The organism is Vineibacter terrae, from assembly GCF_008039615.1.
GTDB lineage: Bacteria > Pseudomonadota > Alphaproteobacteria > Reyranellales > Reyranellaceae > Vineibacter > Vineibacter terrae.
On record NZ_VDUZ01000001.1, the window covers coordinates 101,511 to 120,546 of the forward strand.

A 19,036-nucleotide genomic window follows, 5' to 3' on the forward strand; every position below is an offset into this window, starting at 1 on the left:
TCGCTAGCGTGTCACGATCGACAGGCTGCCGCCGCTGTCGACCAGGGCCAGGCCACGCTGCTCGAGCGCCTTGTCGAGCTGGGCGCGGGTGCCCACGAAGTTCACCACCACGATGGCGCGCCCCTCTTCCAGCGACTGCACCTGCACGCGGCGCACCGACACTGCCGCCGAGATGCGGCGGCGGATGTTGACCCATTCGGCCAGGTCCTTGAGCGGCACGACGACGGCAACCGCGTCGGCGATGTCGTGCGACAGCGTGGCGACGGCCTTCCAGTCCTCCTCGAGCCTGGTGCGCTGCCGGACGGCCGCGTCGATGAGCTTGTCGATGGCGACGCCGCTCTGCGGCGCCAGGGTGAGCTTGTCGCTGATGGTGAAATCGTAGACCGTGCCCGAGACGGCGAACGGCCCGTCGGGCTCGCCGGTGGCGACGGAGACCAGGATGCGCTGCGCGCCGTAGCGCTCGGCGAGGCGGCTTAGCGCCGCCATGTCGCCCACGAAGGCCTGCTCGGGGTTGATGGCCTTCAGGTCGGTGGCGTCGGCCCGCAGCAGCGGGGTCGGCACCAGCCCGCCGGCCTTGGCGACGTTGCCCCAGGCCTCGCGCCAGGGTGTCTTCTCATCGAGCGCCACCACGCCCGCGGTGGAGCGCATCACGGGAATGGTGAGCACGGGCGGCGACGCCGCATCGACGAAGGGAATGCCGGCGCCGCGCAGCATGCCGCTGATGCGGTCGGGCCGGAACACCACCGAAAGCAGGGCGATGTAGCGGCCGGGCGCGGTGCGCTCGTCGGCGAACTCGAAGCCCTTGATGATGCTCTCCAGCTCGGGATCCGATGGCGGCGTGATCCGGGCGATATCCTCGGCAGCGACCAGACGCCGCACCAGGATGTCGAAGGCCCGCTTCACGCCCTCCATCTGCGCCTTCTCGCGCGCCTGCAGCGGGTTGGGGGCGCTGGCGTCGACCGGCACGTTGGTGACCGTGAACACCGGGTTGTCGACCGGCCGGGGCTGGGCCATGGCCGGCGCCGCCAGCGCGCCCAGCCACAGCGCCAGGCCCATGATCAAGCGCCCCGGGGTCCGCCGCCATGGGGAAAACGCTGCTGCCGCCGCCATTGCAAAGCCCTCGTGTTCGGATATTTTCGCGCCCGATTCCTAGCATGAACGGCGGCCGCTTGAACCTCCCCAAGGACCACAACCACGCCCCCCTCACCTACAAGGAAGCGGGTGTGGACATCGAGGCCGGCGATGCGCTGGTGGAACAGATCAAGCCGCTGGCCAGGTCCACGCGGCGCCCCGGCGTCGTGGGCGGGCTGGGCGGCTTCGGCGCCATGTTCGACCTCAAGGCCGCCGGCTTCACCGATCCGATCCTGGTCTCGGGCACCGATGGCGTCGGCACCAAGCTGCGGCTGGCGATCGACGCGGCGGTCCACGACACGGTCGGCATCGACCTGGTGGCGATGTGCGTCAACGACATCGTGGTGCAGGGGGCCGAGCCGCTGTTCTTCCTCGACTACTACGCCACCGGCCGGCTGGAGGTCGCCGCCGGCCGCGCCGTCGTGGCCGGCATCGCCGAGGGCTGCCGCCAGGCCGGCTGCGCCCTGGTCGGCGGCGAGACCGCCGAGATGCCCGGCATGTACGGCGGCGGCGACTACGATCTCGCCGGTTTCGCCGTCGGCGCCGCCGAGCGCGGCCAGCTGCTGCCGCGGCCGGACATCCAGGCCGGCGACGTGCTGCTGGGCGTCGCCTCGGTCGGCCTGCACTCCAACGGCTTCTCCCTGGTCCGCCGCATCGTCGAGCGCAGCGGGCTGGCGCTCGATACGCCGGCGCCGTTCGCGGCCGGCCAGACACTGGCCCGCGCCCTGCTTGCACCGACGCGCATCTATGTCCGCACGATGCTGGCGGCAATCCGCAGCACGGGTGCCGTGAAGGGCCTGGCGCACATCACGGGCGGCGGCCTGCCCGGCAACGTGCCGCGCATGCTGCCCGACGGCCTGCGCGCCACGCTCGATGCCACGGCCTGGACGCCGCCGCCGGTGTTCGGCTGGCTGCGCGCGGTCGGCAACGTGCCGACCGACGACATGCTTCAGACCTTCAACTGCGGCCTGGGCATGGTCGTGGCGGTGGCCGCGGCCGACGCCGAGCGGGTCACGGCCTGCCTGGCCGAAGCGGGCGAGACGGTGCGCCCGGTCGGCGTGGTCGAGCCGGCGCCGCAGCCGCAGGCCGAGGCCGACTGCATCGTGGCCAACGCGGATGCGCTATGGCGCGGCTGAAGGCCGGCGTGCTGATCTCGGGCCGCGGCAGCAACCTGCTGACATTGCTCGAGGCCTGCGCCGCCCCGGACTTCCCGGTCGAGATCGCGCTGGTGGTCAGCAACCGCCCCGAGGCCGGCGGGCTTTCGCATGCGCAGCGCTTCGGCGTGCCGGCCACGGTCATTCCGCACCGCGACTTTCCCGACCGCGAAGCCTTCGACCGCGCCGTCGGCGCCGCGCTGGAGGCGGCCGGCGTCGAGCTGGTGTGCCTGGCCGGCTTCATGCGCATCTTCAGCCCCTGGTTCCCGGCGCGCTGGGCCAACCGCATCCTCAACATCCACCCCTCGCTGCTGCCGGCGTTCAAGGGCCTGCATGTGCAGCAGCAGGCGATCGATGCCGGCGCGCGGGTGAGCGGCGCCACGGTGCATCTGGTGACCGACGACCTCGACGGCGGCCCGATCGTGGCGCAGGCGGCCGTGCCGGTGCATCCCGACGACACCGCCGACACGCTGGCGGCCCGCATCCTGAAGGCCGAGCATGCGCTCTACCCGCTGGCGCTGCGCTGGTTCGGCGAGCGCCGCGTGCGGCTGGTGCCGCAGCCCGGCAAGCCGGACCGCGTGGTCATCGACGGCATCGCGCCCGGCGGCGCCATCCTGTGGCGGCCATGACCGGCCTCGAGATCCTGCGCATCGAGCGCCTGCCGGCCGAGCCGTGGAAGAACAAGGGCGGCATCACGCGCACCATCGCCGCCGCGCCGCCGGATGCCGATATCGACACGGCCGACTGGCGCGTGGCGCTCAGCGACATCAACCGGCCCGGCCCGTTCTCGCACCTGCCGGGCATCGACCGCCTGCTGCTGCCCCTGGGCGCCGGGCTGCGGCTGGGCTTCGACGGCGCCGCGCCGCAGCCGGTTCCGGTCTTCGATACGATTGCCTTCGACGGCGCCACCGCGACCATCTGCGACGTCGATGCCCGCCTGCAGGTGATGAACCTGCTGCTGCGGCGGGGCCGCCATGCCGGCCGGCTTCAGGCCTTCCCCGGCGCCGGCCGCCTGCAGGCGCCCGGCGGCGCCATCGTGCTCTACGCCGCGCGCGGCGGCTTCAACCTGGTGGTGGCCGACGGCGTGCCGCGGCCGCTCGACGCCGGCCACGCCGCCGTGCATCGCGACGGCGCCCTGCCGCTGGCGTTCGAGCCCTACCGGCCCTGGTCGATGCTGGTCGCGGCGGTCATCGCGCCGGCCGGACAAGGCTGAAGCCGGCTCTTTTCCCCACCGTCACCCTTGGATATAAGGGCGTCAGCTCAACGCCTTCCGTTTGGGGAGCCCCATGGCTGATTCGAACTTTGACATGCGCCAGCACCGCGAGACCTACAACACCGTGATGAAGCTCACGAGCTACACGGTGCTCGCCCTGCTGATCATCGTGCTGGGCCTGGCCTTCGGCGTCGTCGCCAAGATGGGCTGGTCGGTGATCGTGGCCATGTTCATCGCCCTGGTCGCGCTCACCATCGTGGCCGCCGTGCGCCGTTGACGCACCGCGTACGCGAAAAGGCGGCCCGTCGGGCCGCCTTTTTTGTTGCCCGCAAGGGCTGCGGTCAGCCCACCAGCTCGTGGCCGGCGAAGAAGTAGGCGATCTCGATGGCGGCGTTCTCGGGCGAGTCCGAGCCGTGCACCGAGTTGGCCTCGACCGACTCGGCGAAGTCCTTGCGGATGGTGCCGGCGGCGGCGTTGGCCGGGTTGGTGGCGCCCATGATCTCACGGTTGCGGGCGATGGCGCCCTCGCCTTCCAGCACCTGCACGACCACCGGGCCCGACGTCATGAACGCGACCAGGCTGTTGAAGAACGGCCGCTCCTTGTGCACGCCGTAGAAGGTCTCGGCCTGGGCCTGGGTCATCCAGATGCGCCGCTGGGCGACGATGCGCAGGCCGGCCTCCTCGAAGCGGGCGTTGATCTTGCCCGTGAGGTTGCGGCGCGTGGCGTCCGGCTTGATGATCGAGAAGGTGCGCTCCAGCGCCATCATGGTCTCCGTTGTGAGCAGGCGGTCGGTTCGGTGGCGCGCCTTATAATCGCTCGCGCCGCCGCAGGCAATCGCGCCGCCGGCCGCCCCTCCTTTCCCTGTCATCCCTCGCCGCGGGCCCGCCGCCGGAACGTGCGCCGCGCGATGCGGCGCGCCGTCGCCGGCGCGCCGGGCACGTCGAGCACCTTGCGGATCTCGTCGCGTTTCTCGTGGATCGAGGCGATGACCAGCCCCATGGGCAGGCCGATCTCGACCAGCAGCGCCTCCGACAGCTGCAGGCTGGCCTCGATCGTCTCGGGCACGGCGTCGGTGGCGCCCAGGGCATACAGCCGGGTGGCGTGGTCGGCATCGCGGGCGCGGGCCACGATCGTGAGGCCGGCGCGCTCGGCATGGGCGGCCGCGACCACGCGCTCGACCGCGGCCGGGTCGTCCATCGTCGCCACCAGCGCACGCGCCTTGTCGATGCCGCTGCGGCGCAGGAACTCCGGCCGGCTGGCATCGCCGAAATAGATCTTGCGGCCGGCCGCACGCTCGCTGGCCACCACCCTGGGATCGCCATCGACGGCCAGGTACGGCACGTCGTGGCGCGACAGCATCTCGCCCACCAGCTTGCCGACCCGGCCGTAGCCCACGATCAGCACCCGCTCCTGGTCGTCGACCGGTACCGGCTCGAACGCCGGCAGCTCGGCCTTCACCGCCCGCCTGGCCGCGCGCTCGCCCACGATCGCCACGACCGGGATCATCACCATGGTGAGCGAGACGGCGACCATCACCAGGCCGCCTGTATTGGCCGGCACGACCCGCAGGGCCATGGCGGTGGTCAGCAGCACGAAGGCGAACTCGCCGCACGGCCCCAGCAGCACCGCGACCTCGCGCCCGACCGAGGGCGCCAGGCCCACGACATGCGCCAGCCCCATCACGATCAGCGCCTTGCCCACGATCAGGGCCAGCGCGAGGCCGAGCACGACAGGCGCCGCGTCGACCAGAAGCGGCACGTCCAGCCCGGCGCCGATCGAGACGAAGAACAGCCCCAGCAGCAGGCCCTTGAACGGCTCGATGGTGACCTCGATCTCGCGCCGGAACTCGGTCTCGGCCAGCAGCATGCCGGCGATGAAGGCGCCCAGCGCCATGGTCAGCCCGGTGGCGGCCGTCACCAGGCCGGTGCCGATCACCACCAGCAGGCAGGTCGCCATGAACAGCTCCGTGCTGCGGGTGGCGGCCACGGAGTGGAACAGCGGCCGCAGCACCAGCCGGCCCAGCACCACCAGCACCAGCAGGCCGACCGCCGCCGGCACGAAGGCGAGCAGCAGGCCGGTGCCGATGCCGCTGCCTTCGTGCGCGCCCAGCATGGCGACCATGAACAGCATCGGCGCCACGGCGAGATCCTGCAGCAGCAGCACGGCAAAGCTGGCGCGGCCGGCCGGCGAGTTGAGCCGCTTGCGGTCGGCCAGCACCGGCAGCACGATCGCGGTCGACGACAGGGCGAGCGCCGTGCCCAGGACGGCGGAAGCCGCCGGCGTCTGGCCCAGGACGTAGGCCGCCGCGCCGATCACGGTGGCCGAGGCCGCGACCTGCAGCGAGCCGAGGCCGAACACCAGGCGGCGCAGCGTGGTGAGGCGCTCCCACGACAGCTCCAGCCCGATCATGAACAGCAGGAACACGACACCGAACTCGGCCAGATGCGCGATCCGGTCGATGTCGTCGATGGTGACGTAGGCCAGCCATGGGATATCCGCCGCCAGCCGGCCCAGGCCGCTCGGCCCCAGCGCGATGCCGGCGGCGAGGAAGCCCAGCACCGGGCTGATGCGCAGGCGGTGGAACAGCGGCACGACCAGGCCCGCCGTCCCGAGGAACAGCAGCGTGTCCTTGTAGGGTTCCAGGTCGAGGGCCATGGGGCATAGTAGGTTTACATCTCCGCGTCTGTCATCATAGGCATCTGCAACCGTCATCCCGAGCGCAGCGAGGGATCTCCCGCGAATGGCGTACCGTGCGCCATTCGCGGGAGATCCCTCGCTGCGCTCGGGATGACAGTCTGGACGTCGAGGCTACGGCGCTGCGCAGGTGAAGCTCGCGGCCTCGTCGACGCTGCCGCTGCCGTCGTGCCTGGCCACCTGCGGATAGGGGCAGAGCGGCCGCGTGCGCACGACCTTGCCGGCCTCGAGGCGGCTGCCGACGATGCGGTCGGGCGCGATGCCGTTCTCGACCCAGTTGATCAGCGGCGTCAGCGCGTCGATGCGGTCGACGCCCACCCCGCCGCGGCAATGGAACATGCCCGGCACCATGAACAGGCGGAAGAAGTCGCGCGTGGAAGGCCCCAGCCGCTCGCTCACGCGCATGTAGTAGTCGATGCCCATCAGCGGATTGAGGGCGGTGTCGGCCCAGCCGAAATACATCAGCGCCTTGCCGCCGCGGTTGCGGAACGCCGACAGGTCGGTGCTGGTGGCGTTGAGCAGCTCGCGGATCTCGTCCAGCTTCGCCGGGTCCTGGTCGATGTCGAAGCGGTGCCAGTCGTAGGTCGGATCGGGCTTGTCGAAGGCCATGTAGCGCAGGAACGACTCGCCGTAGGTGATCTGCCGGTTGGCGCCCTCGGCGGCCAGCAGCCATCCCGCCCAGCCGCTTTGCGGCGTCGTGCTGCCGAACGGCGGCGTGCCGATCTTCTCGGCGCCGACCGGCTGGCCGGGGAAGTACGGCTTGCCGCCGCTGACCACGCCGCCATAGATCGCCTTCAGCGTCGCGATCTGGCCGGGCGTGAAGCAGTCGGCGCCTTCGCTGCCGTTGCATTTGGGCAGGTCGGCGTCGGGATCGAAGCCGCACTGGCGCGGATCGTCGATCACGCCGTCGTCGAGCCCGTCCCTGGCGTCGCACTTCTTGTAGATGGCGGCGGCCAGCGCCGGCATCTGTTCCAGCCGGATCGGGTTGCGCTCCAGCGCCTTGGCGTTCCATACGCCCGACACCATCGAGTCGATGAAGTTCAGCACCGGCGCGCCGACGATGACGCCATCGAAGTCGCCGGGATAGCGCTGCATCGACATCAGCCCCTGGCGGCCGCCGGTCGAGCAGCCGTCCCAGTAGCTGAAGGCCGGGGCGCGGTCGTAGAAGAAGCCGGCGAGGCGCCTGGCGGCGCCGGCGGTGAGGTGTACGGCGCGGAAGGCGTAGTCGATCTTCTTGGCGGGGTTGGACGCGAAGCTGGCCAGCGGCTCGCCGGCGGCGTCATGGCCGGTGTTGGTCTGCACCGCCACGAAGCCGTGGCGCAGCGCCGCGTTGCGCTGCGCAACGCGTGGCGGCGCATCGAGCGCCTCGCCGGCGAAGCCGCCGTTGCCGCGCATGTAGAGCCGCCGGTTCCAGGCCATCGGCAGCGCCACCTCGAAGCGTACCTCGGGCGGGATCTGCCCCAGCACGCGGCAGAACGCCGGCACGCCGTCGGCCGCCGCCACCTCCTGCACCGACAGGGCCGCGAACGCGGCCGAGGCGATGCGCTCGATGTCGGCGCAGCTGCGCACCGGCTGGGCCGGCGCCAGGCGGTAGTCGATCGCCGAGCGCTCGGCATCGAGGAAGCTGTAGCCGTTCTGCGCCCACGCCGCGCCACTGCCGGCGCCGATGCTGATGGCGGCGGCGATCACCGACGCCGCGGCGCCCGCGAGGCTCAGGCGTGCCGTCAATCGGGTCATGGCGCATCTCCCCTGCCCTTGCTCCGTCGAGGGACGATGTTCGACCATGATCGGGGTTGGGGCCAGCATGGATTCGTTCAACCTCGCTGAAGGGAGTGGCCGGGTCGATTCATCAACGAAGACAAGGGCTTGTCGTTTTTCACCTCGCCAAGGGCGTGACGCAAACGTCGGAAAGTACGAAAACCCGGAGGGTCGCTGCCTCAGCCGATTTCACCCGGAACCAAGGCTGACACTCCGAGCATCCTTCGACAGACCCAAGATGAGGACCGCGCGTCATGTGGACAACGGAACGAAAAACGGCGCGCCGGAAATATTTGCTTATTCCCTTAGGGGCAAAATTGTAGTAACGTTTATACACGAGCTGCTGGAGCTGTCGCCGTGGCCATCACGACCCTGTCGAGCCGGGAATTCAATCAAGATACCAGCCGCGCCAAGAAAGCGACGGCCAAGGGCCCGGTTTTCATCACTGACCGGGGCCGGCCTGCCCATGTGCTGCTCAGCATCGAAGAATACCGGCGCATCACGGGCAAGCGCCAGAGCATCGCGAACCTGCTTGCCATGCCCGGCCCGGCGGATGGCGAGCTTGAGCTGCCGCCGCGCACCGAGCGGGCGAAGCTGGTTTCCTTGCCGTGATGTTTCTGCTCGATACGAACGTCGTCTCCGAGCTTCGCAAGGTTCGCCGCGGCCGGGCAAACCCCAATGTCGCCACGTGGTCCGATACCCTCGACCCGGTCGATCTGTTCATCTCCGCCATCACCGTTCATGAGCTTGAAATCGGCGTGCGGCTCGCCGAACGCCGAGACCCGCAACAGGGTGCGATGTTCAGAGCGTGGCTGGAGGACCAGGTTCTGGCCACCTTCGAGGATCGGGTCCTGCCGATCGACGTCGCTGTCGCCAGGCGCGCCGCCAGCCTGCATGTTCCTGACCCGCTGCCGATCAATGACGCCTTCATTGCCGCGACGGCGCTGGTTCACGGCATGATGATCGCCACCCGGAACCTGGCCGACTTCGCGACAACCGGCGTTCTGCTGCTCAATCCGTGGGACCCTGTCGGCTAAGGCTGAATCACCTTGTGGCAAGAGCCAGCTCGCGCTCCGGTTCCGGGCACGCCTTTAATTTAATGCGCCGCCTTCCACAGCACCGGTGCCGTCTACGCTGTCGCGCCAAGCCGCCATCCCCCGCGTCCACCCTACCATCGCGCGCCCGGCCGCCACGCCGGATTGGCCCGCTGCGCCTGCCGCTGCAGGTCGCCGATGTGCTGCTGCATGATCTCGACGAAGGTCTGCATCGCGAACTGAAGCCGATAGTGCGCAACCTGCAGCACGAGGTCGCGGTCGGCCTGGCTCAACGGTCCGACCGAGGCCTGCAGCAGGCGCGCGCGGCGGATGAGCTCGGGGGTGGCTTCCCAATCCGCGGCGCCGGCCGGCCTCGCCGTTGCAGCCAGGACGTCGACGATCAGCGACGCGGTCGCCAGCACGGAGAAGCACGACAGCAGCGTGCCGGCCGACCGGCCCGCCAGGCGTACCCACTGGCCGTTCCTCAGAACCATCGTCTCGACCTCGGCGGTCGCAACCTCCGAGGAGACTTTCAGGGCCTGCATCGCCTCGGGTGACAGCTCGGCCGTCTCTTCGATGATTTCGGCGGCGAGCTGCACCTCCCGCGCGGTCTTGGCCATGCGACGCTCCTGCAGGAGCGACTGGGTGGTCTTGGCGATCGCCTGGACCTGTCGCGGCTGCGCACGGAGAAGGTCCTTCAGAACGACCCCGATGGCCTTCGCGGCCTTCAGGTTGCCGTCGATCTCGGATTTGGCCTGCGCTGCCCGCAGCAGCCAGAGCTGGGCTTGAGGCGGCATGTTGGCGAAAGCAAAAGGATCCACCGTGGCCTCTACTTTTCTCCCCCGGACGGCTCGCGGCGCGCTTGCGGTTCCGGGCGGTGCAGGGCACGGCTTGCGGCTCGACAGAGAGACATCGCATTTGGCCAACTCGCCGCGCAAACCATGCCGCAGCGAAATTTGCACAGCGATGCGGGCTCAGCCACAGAAGAAACTTCGCCCGCCATAGCCAAATGGAATGAAGGTCGGTCATGCGACGATCCGAGTCGTGCGCATCTCAGAAGTTGGCAGCATGCGAATTGCGGCGGCGCAGATGTGACCGGGATCGCGCGGACGCGGCTGCGCCGGAAGAGGATCGTGTCATGGCCGCGGGCGCATGCGCCGGGGCTGCACGACGCGATCCAGTCGCAGCTCTTCGGCGCCACGTGCCGTGCACGCGGAGCCCGGCTCCGAGCACATGATGCGCGCCGCGAAGGCCGGAACGGTTGCCCTCGGCGCCCGGGGCCTGTCTGGGCCTAAAGGCCCCAATGAAATTCTGAATTTTTCCAGATAAACGCACCAGCATTCCAAAGCTTCACGAGCAAAACGAAGACCGTTCCAATACCACCTGCCAGGTAGCAGGGAGCTGCGATCATGCGGGCCCAGCGTTTGCGCCACGAATCCACCAAGTACGGCAACGCTGAATTACCTATTTGATCGGTCCATTGCGCGCGGGAAAACTCTTGAATACGCGGAGGGCAAAGCAATCTGAACATCGAGGAAGCTACAGCCAGCAGCAGCGTGGATACCAGCAACCAGAGAGACAATGATGGAATGGGAATCGTATGTAGAGCGCCAAGCAGCTCATTGAGCCGCAAGGGCAGAAGAAAGCAGGAGCCGACCACCCTCAGGCGCCAAACATGATCGTTATATAAGGCAAGGACATAGAAGATCAGCGGAATTGAGACCAAAACCGTCAGCGACGTTCCAAACAACGGCAGCCGGCCGAAGGCCCGGAGCTTCTCCCATGAAGCGATACGGTCGAAATGATCGAGCGGCACATCGAGCAGATCTATGTTCAGATCATTCCGAGTCTCGGGCGTAACGTATATACGTTCAAGGTACCTACAGCTTGGTAAGCCTCTCGTGTTGACCAAATTGACCCCGTCAAATTCGGTGTACAAAAATCCAAGTCCGTCCAATTCACAATTGGCGAAGTAGGAATCCCTGAGGCGCACCGAATAGAATGCCCCATCTTCGATTACGCACTTTCCGAAGCCTAATTTCTGAATATCTTTGGAATGTTTTTTTGCTTGACCGAAATCGCAGTTGATTAGACGACAAGCATTGAATCTAAGGTCTAGATCTCCTGTGAACGTGCATTTGTTGAAAACACATTCATCAAAGTACGTGCCGTTTCCAGTGGCGTCGAAACGTTCCTCGTCAAAGGATTTTCCCTTGATGGCGACCATTGCCTGACCGCGCCTGGGTATTTTTCATCATCTCTACGGGGATACCTGCGCAGTGCGATGCGCGCCGGATACATCCGGTCCTTCCTCCCCTGCCTGTTTTGATCATACCACCATGGGCCGTGGCGGTAAAATCTCATGCCACCTCGATGCCTTCAGGGTGTAGGCTCCCGCGCAGGGTGGCCTGCATGTTCGGTCAGCCTGCGCAAAACGCGCGACCGCGCGCATGGTCCAGGCACCCTGAACGGATTTGGCCTGGGAGGGATGAGCCATGGGCAGCTTCGGCATCGGGGCGGCGGTCCGGCGCAAGGAGGACGTGCGCTTCCTCACGGGCAAGGGCACCTATACCGACGATATCAATCGGCCCGGCCAGCTGCAGGCTTGCCTGCTGCGCAGCCCGCATGCCCATGCCGAGATCGTCAGCATCGAGACGGCCAGGGCACAGGCGGCGCCGGGTGTCGCGGCAGTCTTCACGGGCGCCGATCTGCAGGTCGGCAGCCTGCCCTGCGGCTGGCTCGTCACCTCCAAGGACGGCTCGCCCATGGTCGAGCCACCGCGCCCGCTTCTCGCCCAGGCGAAGGTGCGCCATGTCGGCGACCCGGTGGCGGTGGTGGTCGCAGAGACGCGCGAGCAGGCGGAAGCGGCGGCCGAGCTGATCGACGTCGTCTACAAGGAGATGCCGGCGGTGGTGGCAGCCGACGCGGCCATCAGGCCGGGCGGGCCGCTGCTGTTCGACGCCGCGCCCAACAATCTCTGCTTCGACTGGCACCTGGGCGACAAGCCGGCGGTCGATGCCGCCTTCGCCCGCGCCCACCACGTGACGCATCTGGACCTCGTCAACAACCGGCTGGTCTCCAACCCGATGGAGCCGCGCGCCGCCATCGGCGAGCATGACCCCGCCACCGGCGACTACACGCTCCACACCACCAGCCAGGCACCGCACGTGCACCGGCTACTCATCGCCTCCTTCGTCCTGCAGCTTCCTGAGCACAAGCTGCGCGTGGTGGCGCCCGATGTCGGCGGCGGCTTCGGCACCAAGGGCTCGATCTACAACGAGCAGGCGCTGGTGCTGTGGCTCGCCGCCAGGCTTGGCCGTCCCGTGAAATGGACGGCCAGCCGCAGCGAGATCTTCCTCACCGACAACCAGGCGCGCGACCACCTCACCAAGGCCGAGCTCGCCCTGGACAAGGACGGCAAGTTCCTGGCCATGCGCGTGGCGACACTGGCCAATCTCGGGGCCTATCTCGGCAGCTTCGCGCCGGCGATTCCGACCTGGTGCTACGGCACCCTGCTCGCCGGCAACTACGCCACGCCGGCGATCTATGTCGAGGTCAAGGGCGTCTTCACTAACACGGCGCCGGTCGACGCCTATCGCGGCGCCGGGCGTCCGGAGGCCTGCTATGTCGTGGAGCGCCTCGTCGATCGCGCGGCGCGCGAGATGAAGATCGACCCGGCGGAGCTGCGCCGGCGGAACTTCATCGCCAACGCGGCCTTTCCCTATGCCACGCCGGTCATGCTCACCTATGACAGCGGCGACTACTTCAAGACCCTCGACATGGCCCTCAAGGCCGCCGACTACGCCGGCTTCGAGCAGCGCCGGCAGGCATCGGCGGCGCATGGCAGGCTGCGGGGCATCGGCATCGCCACCTATATCGAGGCCTGCGCCATGGCGCCCTCGGTGATCGCCGGCCAGCTCGGCGCGCGCGCCGGCTTCTACGAGAGCGCCCAGGTGCGCGTGCACCCGACCGGCGGCATCACCGTCTTCACCGGCGCGCACAGCCATGGCCAGGGTCACGAGACGACCTTCGCCCAGCTCGTGTCGGACCGGCTCGGCCTTGCCTTCAACCAGGTCGACATCGTCCACGGCGACACCGGCCGCATCCCGTTCGGCATGGGCACCTACGCCTCGCGCTCGCTGGCCGTGGGCGGCACCGCGCTGGTCAAGGCCATGGACAAGATCGTCAACAAGGGCAAGAAGATCGCCGCCCATCTGCTGGAGGCGGCCGAGGCGGATATCGAGTTCGCGGACGGCAAGTTCTCGGTGGCCGGCACCGACCGCGCGGTGCCTTTCGCGCAGGTCGCCTTCTCCGCCTATGTCCCGCACAATTTTCCCATCGAGACGCTGGAGCCCGGCCTCGAGGAGACCGCCTTCTACGATCCGACGAACTTCACCTATCCCGCCGGCTGCTACATCGCCGAGATCGAGATCGATCGCGAGACCGGGACCGTGGCGCTGATCAATTTCACCGGCGCCGACGATTTCGGGCGCATCGTCAATCCGATGATCGTCGAGGGCCAGGTGCACGGCGCGCTGGTCCAGGGGATCGGCCAGGCGCTCTACGAGAACACGGTCTACGATGCCGCGAGCGGCCAGCTCATGACCGGCTCGTTCATGGACTACTGCATGCCGCGCGCCGACAACTTCATACCGTTCACGCTGGAGACCAACACGACGCTGTGCGCGCACAATCCGCTCGGCGCCAAGGGCTGCGGCGAGGCCGGCACGATCGGCGCGCCACCGGCGATCATGAACGCGGTGCTGGACGCGCTCGCCCCGCTCGGGATCACGGACCTCGACATGCCCGCGACGCCCGAGCGCGTGTTCCGGGCCATTGCGCAGCACCAGCCGGCCTGAGGCCGAGGTGTCGATCGGCGGGGGCGCCTCTGATCGGAGAGTGGCTGAAACCGCCCGACGACCAGGACAAGGCAGCATCCCGAGCGTAGCGAGGGATCTCCCGCGAATTGCGCACCGTGCGCCTTGCCGCAGGAGATCCCTCGCTGGCGCTCTGGATGACAGCGAGGTCATATGCGAATGCCCTGCCCGGAGGGGGAAGGATAAGACAGGCCCGCGCGGCAGCGGTGCGGCGCGGCGCGCGTGGGAATTGGTGCTGGGCCAAGACGCTGCATAATGCGGCCGGGGGAGCCATCTGGCGCGCGCAATGACCGAAATCGCCCTGAACCTCGTGTCCATCCTGTTCCTCGGCTTCTTCCTCGGGATGCGGCATGCGACCGACGCCGACCACGTGGTCGCCATCGCGACCATCGTCAGCCGCGAGCGCGGCGTGGCGGCCTCGGCGCTGATCGGCGCCGCCTGGGGCATCGGGCACACGATCACGGTCATGGCTGTCGGCGCTGCGATCATCGTGTTCGGGGTCGTCATCCCGCCCCAGCTCGGCCTGTCGATGGAGCTCGCCGTCGGCATCATGCTGGTGCTGCTCGGTGTTCTCACCTTGACGGGGATGGGCCGCGCGGCCGGCGCGGCGCGCGTTGCCCCGGGACAGGCGCCCGACCTCCACGATCACCTGCATGCGCACGGCGACTACGTGCACCGGCACCCGCACGGCCACCTCCCCGGCGCCCACGGGCACGCCGCCGAGCACACGCCGCTGGCGCGGCTCGACCGCAGCGGGCTCGGCCGGATCGCGTACTACAAGTGGCTGCGGCCTTTCGCAGTCGGCCTCGTGCACGGCCTTGCCGGATCGGCCGCCGTCGCCTTGATGGTCCTGTCAATCATCCGTGAGCCGGTCGCCGCGCTCGGCTACCTGCTGCTGTTCGGGATCGGCACCGTCGCCGGCATGATGCTGATCACGCTGATCCTGGCGGTGCCGTTCACGGTTACGGCGATCAATCTGCCGAAGTTCAACTGGCGCCTGCGCGTCGCGTCGGGCCTGGTCAGCTTCGTCTTCGGCGTGTTCCTGATCTACAGCATCGGCTTTGCCGAAGGCGGCCTGTTCACCGACACCCCGAGCTGGGATCCCCATTGACCGCCACAGAAATCGAGGGATAGAGTGCCGCAACAATAAGCATGGAGGGTGCGCTATTCACACGATCGGCACCCCCGGCGGGCGGGCGCTTTTGCTGGCCGGCGTTGTTGTGATGCTCGCGGCAACCACAGGCGCTGCGTGGCTGTACGAGGTGCGGCCGCGATCGATGGTGCAACCGGCGGCGCAAGCTGCCGGCCCGCGCGCCGAGCATCCCCCGCTGCCGGCATTGACGGCGGACGAGGAACGCTTCGCGACTGCCTTGTGGCCCGTCCATCGCGAGGCATCCCGGTTGGCGGTGTCGATGAGCTTTGCCGGCATCGTCTACCAGACCGAGGACCGCGACGCGCGCGCGCTGGCACGCAAGGTCGAGCCGCTGGCGACGTTCTTCCATGATGCCGAGATCCGTGTCCGTGCCATGAGCACGCCACCCTCGATGTTCCGGATGCGCGAGCAGTACGTCGAGGCAATGGCGCTCTACGCCACCGCTGCCGCCGAGATGCTGAAGTTCGCCGAGGACAGCGACGTGCGGCGGCTCGGCGAGGCGCACCGGATGAACGTGAAGGCCTCGGAAGACATGCTGCGTGTCGGCGAGGTGCTGTGGCCAGGACAATACAAGCCGCATTGAGAGCAATCGTATCCAAGGAGACGGGACAGGCGCAGGAAGCTCAATCCAGCTGGAGGGAGGAAGGCCATGGGAAAGCGTGCGTTGCGAATACGTCCGTTCGCGTGGACTACCGTGATAGCGGCGCTGGCATGCCTGTTCGGCGCAGCGGCGCAGGCCCAGCAGCCGATCTGCTCGGCATGGTTGATCGAGAGCAGCCGCTTCATGAACGTGCCGTTCGGCGCGTTCATGCCGGATCGCGCATTCGTGCCCGGCAGCACCAACCCGCAGAACAATATCGCGAGCGTCGATCTGCCGGTGAACATCGGCGTGATCAAGTGCGGCAATGAGCTGATCCTCTACGATACCGGCTGGAAGCAGCAGGAATATCTGAAGATGACCGGGTCGGAGCACTGGGCGCCGCTGCCGGACCAGCTGAAGGTTCTGGGCTTCAATGCCGCCGATGTCACCAAGGTGGTGATCGGCCACGCCCACTGGGACCATGCCGGCCAATTGTCCGACCTGCCCAATGCCGTGCTCTATGTCCAGCGCGAGGAGCTCAAGGCGATCGAGTGGGCGCTGAACTATCCGGAGCCGCATATCCGGGCGATCAACTCCGATCCCGGCGGCTGCAACCGCACGCCCGCTTGCGGCTACATGCCGCTCACGATGGCCGAGGTCTACGGCAAGGTGCTGAAAGGCAAGGCGGTGATCGTCGACGGCGAGATGGAGATCCTGCCCGGCGTGCGGATCCATCCGGCGTTCCGCGCCCACACGGCCGGCTCGCAGCTGCTCGAGGTGCCGACCAGCGTCGGAAAGCTGGTGTTCGGGTCAGACGCGTTCTCCTCGTACGAGGGCATCCGCGATTGGATGACGGCGAACGTGCAGCAGACCGATACGGTCCAGCAGTTCCTCGCCTACGAGAAGTGCTACAAGATCACCGGCGGCTTCAACAACTGCGTCGCCGCCCACGAGCCGCTGAGCTACACCGACAAGTATCCGCTGACGCGGAACGCCTGGGTGGCGCTGAACGGCGGACGCATGGCGGAGATCGCGCTGGCGCCCGGTGAGAAATCGCGCAAGCCATGACCGGCGCTGTCGGGGTGGGACCCGCCTGCCCACCCCGACCGCTTCATTCGGGGATCGCAGGAAAGCTGATCGGCGTGCGTCGGCTGATGCTCTGGCTTGCCAGCATGGTGTTCCTCATGGCCGGCAGCGTGTCGGCGCATGACGCCAGCAGCTATGGCGGCGTCTTCCGCTCGCGCGATCTCGGCGCCGCCTGGTTGAATGCGGATGTCGGCATGTTCCTCAATGCGGCGCTGGTCATCACGGTCGATCCGCGCGATTCGTCCCGCCTGCTGGTCGGCACCGATCTCGGAATCCTGAGCTCGCGAAACGCGGGACGAAGCTGGGTGCCGGAAGGGCGTGACGTCATCATCGGCGCGGTGTTCGCGCTCGCCTTCTCATCCGACGGCAAGCTGGCCATGTGCGCGGCCGCCAGCGGCGTCTTTCGCCGCGACCAGGATGGCTGGCGGCGCGCCGAGGTTCCGGAATCTGCGATCCCGGCGCGGGCGCTGGTCGCCGGGCCGGCGGACGGCCGCTTCTATCTGCTCGGCCGGAGCCGGCTGTTCGTGAGCGAGGACGGCGGTCGCACCTTCGCGGCCGTGCCCGGGCTGCCGCCGGCGAGCGAGATGACGGCGGTGGTGGCGATCGCGGGAACGGCCGACATGCTGGCGGCCGTGATCGATGGCCGGGCGATGGTCAGCCACGATGGCGGCCGCACCTGGCGTGACGCCGGCTTCGGCGGCACGGCGGCGCCGCTCGACACGGTCGGCAGCGACGCGGCGCGGCCGCAACGCCTCTGGGCCGCGGCCGGCGGCCGGATCATGGTCAGCGACGATCTCGGCGCCGGCTGGCGCGCCGTGGGACGGCCGCTGCCTGAAGCGGGCGCCAGGGTGCGCGGCATTGTGGCGAGCGCAGATGCGAGGACCCTGGTGGTCTCCTCGGATCGCGGGATCCATCGCAGCGAGGACGGCGGTGAAACCTGGACGCCGAAGGAAGACAATCTTCCGATCCATATCGAGGCCGGGCCGCTGGCCCGCGATCCGAACGACACAGCCGTCATCTACGCGGTCTTCTCGCTGGTGCCCTATGCCGAAGCCTGGCGCATGGCCGTCGAAGGCGAGAACCTGCTGGCGCGCATCGAGCCGATCAGCCTCGTCGGCGGGCTCTCGTTCCTCGTGCTGGTGCTGATCGGCGGCGGCCTTGCGGCGCAGCATCTGGCGCGCCGGCGCGCCGCCGCCGGCAGCTAGTGCGCGACGAGAACGCTGGGCTCGAGAGCGGCACCTCAATCATGGAGCTGCCAGTGTCCTTGTCGCTTCCGAAGCTCGTGCGGACCGTGCCGCGAATGCTTGCAAGCCTCGGAACCCGGAAGCTGGCCGTGGTGATCGGCATCATCGTCCTGGCGGGCGGCGCGCTGCTGCCGGTGGACACCACCCCCGAGGCGAGGTTCGTCGAGCACCGCATGAGCGAGCCGCAGGATTCGCCGATCGCGATTGCCGCCGGCGCCGACGGCAGCATCTGGTTCACCATCGACCGCGCCGATGCGATCGGCCGTCTGCGCAACGGCCGCATCGAGCGGCTGCCCACGCCGAGCCGCAACATCGAGCCGCTGGGGCTCGCGGTCGCGGCCGACGGCAGCGCCTGGTACACCGACCTCGCCGGACGCGGGATCACGCGCATCGGCAGCGCCGGCGAGATCGCACGGTTCGTGCTCGACACGCCGATCACCCGCCTCGGACGGCTGGCGATCGCGCCCGACGGCGCCGCGTGGTTCGCCGACCAGACCGGCTACGGCATGACCAGGCTCAAGGACGGCGTCTTCACCCGCTTCCAGATCGAGTCCGCGCGCGGCGGACCCTACGGCGTCGCCGTGGCGGCCGACGGCGCCGTATGGGCGACGCTGCAGAGCGGCAACCAGCTGCTCCAGCTCGCCGCCGACGGGACCAGCAGGACCATCAACCTGCCGCGTGACGGCGCCGTGCCGACCGACGTCGCGGTCGGCGCCGACGGCTCGGTGTGGTTCCTGCAGTTCCGCGCCAATCGCATCGGGCGCTTCAAGGACGGGCAGTTCTCGGATGTCGAGGCCAGCCGGGAGAATGCCGGCCTCAGCGGCATTGCCGTGGCGCCCAACGGCGACGTCTGGTTCGGCATGCTGCGCCGCGCGAGCCTCGGGCGGCTGCGCGACGGGCACATCGCGGTCTTCGCGCTTCCCCGCGACAATGCCCGGCCGTTCAGCGTCGCCGTCGATCGTGACGGCAATGTCTGGTACGCCGACATCACCGGCTTTGTCGGCATGCTGCCGGCCCGGTCCGCAGGCGCGCGGTAGTATCCGGCATCGCTGACCGCTGACACACCCGTCATCCCGAGCGCCCCTTCGACAGGCTCAGGAGTGGGATCTCC

The 19,036-nt window shown here is 68.5% G+C and carries 18 protein-coding genes; 12 read left to right on the plus strand and 6 right to left on the minus strand.

The features are described from left to right. Positions 1-3: 3 nt before the first annotated feature. On the minus strand, positions 4-1,056 hold the full coding sequence (locus FHP25_RS00510) for a DUF2066 domain-containing protein (RefSeq protein ID WP_178133184.1): 1,053 nt from the start codon (positions 1,054-1,056) through the stop codon (positions 4-6). 98 nt (positions 1,057-1,154) lie between these two features. Here FHP25_RS00510 and purM point away from each other — a divergent pair, with 98 nt between their 5' ends. From purM to FHP25_RS00530, 4 genes are all read left to right on the plus strand, one after another. Beyond that, positions 1,155-2,267 carry a phosphoribosylformylglycinamidine cyclo-ligase gene (purM, locus tag FHP25_RS00515; protein ID WP_147844918.1) on the plus strand — a complete coding sequence of 371 codons (1,113 nt, stop codon included), beginning with the start codon at positions 1,155-1,157 and terminating at the stop codon, positions 2,265-2,267. After that, entirely contained in the window at positions 2,255-2,914 is a 660-nt protein-coding gene (gene purN, locus FHP25_RS00520; RefSeq protein ID WP_147844919.1) for a phosphoribosylglycinamide formyltransferase, read from the plus strand. Before purM ends, purN begins: the two co-directional genes overlap by 13 nt. Beyond that, positions 2,911-3,498 carry a HutD/Ves family protein gene (locus FHP25_RS00525; protein WP_147844920.1) on the plus strand — a complete coding sequence of 196 codons (588 nt, stop codon included), beginning with the start codon at positions 2,911-2,913 and terminating at the stop codon, positions 3,496-3,498. The genes purN and FHP25_RS00525 overlap by 4 nt, the downstream gene beginning before the upstream one ends. Positions 3,499-3,571: 73 nt before the next feature. Continuing rightward, the gene (locus tag FHP25_RS00530) at positions 3,572-3,775 is read left to right on the plus strand and encodes an aa3-type cytochrome c oxidase subunit IV (RefSeq protein WP_147844921.1); all 204 of its coding nucleotides are present in this window, start codon (positions 3,572-3,574) and stop codon (positions 3,773-3,775) included. Positions 3,776-3,839: 64 nt separating this feature from the next. On the opposite strand, the gene ndk is transcribed toward FHP25_RS00530, so the two are convergent. From ndk to FHP25_RS00545, 3 genes are all read right to left on the minus strand, one after another. Next, entirely contained in the window at positions 3,840-4,262 is a 423-nt protein-coding gene (gene ndk, locus FHP25_RS00535) for a nucleoside-diphosphate kinase (protein WP_147844922.1), read from the minus strand. Positions 4,263-4,363: 101 nt separating this feature from the next. Then, a complete protein-coding gene (locus FHP25_RS00540; RefSeq protein ID WP_147844923.1) occupies positions 4,364-6,154 on the minus strand; it encodes a cation:proton antiporter domain-containing protein in 1,791 nt (596 codons plus the stop codon). 153 nt (positions 6,155-6,307) lie between these two features. Next, positions 6,308-7,930: a tannase/feruloyl esterase family alpha/beta hydrolase gene (locus tag FHP25_RS00545; protein ID WP_178133185.1), complete on the minus strand. Its 1,623-nt coding sequence runs from the start codon at positions 7,928-7,930 to the stop codon at positions 6,308-6,310. Between the two features lie 378 nt (positions 7,931-8,308). Between FHP25_RS00545 and FHP25_RS00550 the strand changes: the two genes are divergently transcribed. Then, positions 8,309-8,563, plus strand: coding sequence for a type II toxin-antitoxin system Phd/YefM family antitoxin (locus FHP25_RS00550; protein WP_147844925.1), 255 nt, complete (start codon positions 8,309-8,311; stop codon positions 8,561-8,563). After that, on the plus strand, positions 8,563-8,988 hold the full coding sequence (locus FHP25_RS00555) for a type II toxin-antitoxin system VapC family toxin (protein ID WP_147844926.1): 426 nt from the start codon (positions 8,563-8,565) through the stop codon (positions 8,986-8,988). Before FHP25_RS00550 ends, FHP25_RS00555 begins: the two co-directional genes overlap by 1 nt. Before the next feature lie 131 nt (positions 8,989-9,119). Here the strand turns inward: FHP25_RS00555 and FHP25_RS00560 are convergent, their stop codons facing one another. Both FHP25_RS00560 and FHP25_RS00565 read right to left on the minus strand, forming a co-directional pair. Then, positions 9,120-9,947: a hypothetical protein gene (locus FHP25_RS00560; RefSeq protein ID WP_147844927.1), complete on the minus strand. Its 828-nt coding sequence runs from the start codon at positions 9,945-9,947 to the stop codon at positions 9,120-9,122. Between the two features lie 329 nt (positions 9,948-10,276). Next, positions 10,277-11,212 (minus strand): pentapeptide repeat-containing protein, encoded by a 936-nt coding sequence (locus FHP25_RS00565; RefSeq protein ID WP_147844928.1) that lies wholly within the window; start codon positions 11,210-11,212, stop codon positions 10,277-10,279. 268 nt (positions 11,213-11,480) lie between these two features. Between FHP25_RS00565 and FHP25_RS00570 the strand changes: the two genes are divergently transcribed. The 6 genes from FHP25_RS00570 (at position 11,481) to FHP25_RS00595 (ending at position 18,962) form a co-directional block, all read left to right on the plus strand. Then, positions 11,481-13,844 carry a xanthine dehydrogenase family protein molybdopterin-binding subunit gene (locus FHP25_RS00570; protein ID WP_147844929.1) on the plus strand — a complete coding sequence of 788 codons (2,364 nt, stop codon included), beginning with the start codon at positions 11,481-11,483 and terminating at the stop codon, positions 13,842-13,844. Between the two features lie 304 nt (positions 13,845-14,148). Then, entirely contained in the window at positions 14,149-14,973 is an 825-nt protein-coding gene (locus FHP25_RS00575; RefSeq protein WP_147844930.1) for a high-affinity nickel-transport family protein, read from the plus strand. A gap of 112 nt (positions 14,974-15,085) precedes the next feature. Next, complete coding sequence (locus tag FHP25_RS00580) at positions 15,086-15,598, plus strand: hypothetical protein (protein WP_147844931.1); 513 nt, start codon at positions 15,086-15,088, stop codon at positions 15,596-15,598. Positions 15,599-15,664: 66 nt separating this feature from the next. Continuing rightward, complete coding sequence (locus tag FHP25_RS00585; protein WP_147844932.1) at positions 15,665-16,663, plus strand: MBL fold metallo-hydrolase; 999 nt, start codon at positions 15,665-15,667, stop codon at positions 16,661-16,663. Positions 16,664-16,737: 74 nt separating this feature from the next. Beyond that, a complete protein-coding gene (locus FHP25_RS00590; protein WP_147844933.1) occupies positions 16,738-17,886 on the plus strand; it encodes a WD40/YVTN/BNR-like repeat-containing protein in 1,149 nt (382 codons plus the stop codon). A gap of 95 nt (positions 17,887-17,981) precedes the next feature. Next, positions 17,982-18,962: a Vgb family protein gene (locus tag FHP25_RS00595; RefSeq protein ID WP_147844934.1), complete on the plus strand. Its 981-nt coding sequence runs from the start codon at positions 17,982-17,984 to the stop codon at positions 18,960-18,962. Positions 18,963-19,036: the final 74 nt, after the last annotated feature.

Coding starts and splice junctions, on each gene's coding strand:
- FHP25_RS00510 (WP_178133184.1), bottom strand. CDS start 1,056: ATGGGCCTGGCGCTGTGGCTGGGCGCGCTGGCGGCGCCGGCCATGGCC.
- purM (WP_147844918.1), top strand. CDS start 1,155: ATGAACGGCGGCCGCTTGAACCTCCCCAAGGACCACAACCACGCCCCC.
- purN (WP_147844919.1), top strand. CDS start 2,255: ATGGCGCGGCTGAAGGCCGGCGTGCTGATCTCGGGCCGCGGCAGCAAC.
- FHP25_RS00525 (WP_147844920.1), top strand. CDS start 2,911: ATGACCGGCCTCGAGATCCTGCGCATCGAGCGCCTGCCGGCCGAGCCG.
- FHP25_RS00530 (WP_147844921.1), top strand. CDS start 3,572: ATGGCTGATTCGAACTTTGACATGCGCCAGCACCGCGAGACCTACAAC.
- ndk (WP_147844922.1), bottom strand. CDS start 4,262: ATGGCGCTGGAGCGCACCTTCTCGATCATCAAGCCGGACGCCACGCGC.
- FHP25_RS00540 (WP_147844923.1), bottom strand. CDS start 6,154: ATGGCCCTCGACCTGGAACCCTACAAGGACACGCTGCTGTTCCTCGGG.
- FHP25_RS00545 (WP_178133185.1), bottom strand. CDS start 7,930: ATGACCCGATTGACGGCACGCCTGAGCCTCGCGGGCGCCGCGGCGTCG.
- FHP25_RS00555 (WP_147844926.1), top strand. CDS start 8,563: ATGTTTCTGCTCGATACGAACGTCGTCTCCGAGCTTCGCAAGGTTCGC.
- FHP25_RS00565 (WP_147844928.1), bottom strand. CDS start 11,212: ATGGTCGCCATCAAGGGAAAATCCTTTGACGAGGAACGTTTCGACGCC.
- FHP25_RS00570 (WP_147844929.1), top strand. CDS start 11,481: ATGGGCAGCTTCGGCATCGGGGCGGCGGTCCGGCGCAAGGAGGACGTG.
- FHP25_RS00575 (WP_147844930.1), top strand. CDS start 14,149: ATGACCGAAATCGCCCTGAACCTCGTGTCCATCCTGTTCCTCGGCTTC.
- FHP25_RS00580 (WP_147844931.1), top strand. CDS start 15,086: ATGCTCGCGGCAACCACAGGCGCTGCGTGGCTGTACGAGGTGCGGCCG.
- FHP25_RS00585 (WP_147844932.1), top strand. CDS start 15,665: ATGGGAAAGCGTGCGTTGCGAATACGTCCGTTCGCGTGGACTACCGTG.
- FHP25_RS00595 (WP_147844934.1), top strand. CDS start 17,982: ATGCTTGCAAGCCTCGGAACCCGGAAGCTGGCCGTGGTGATCGGCATC.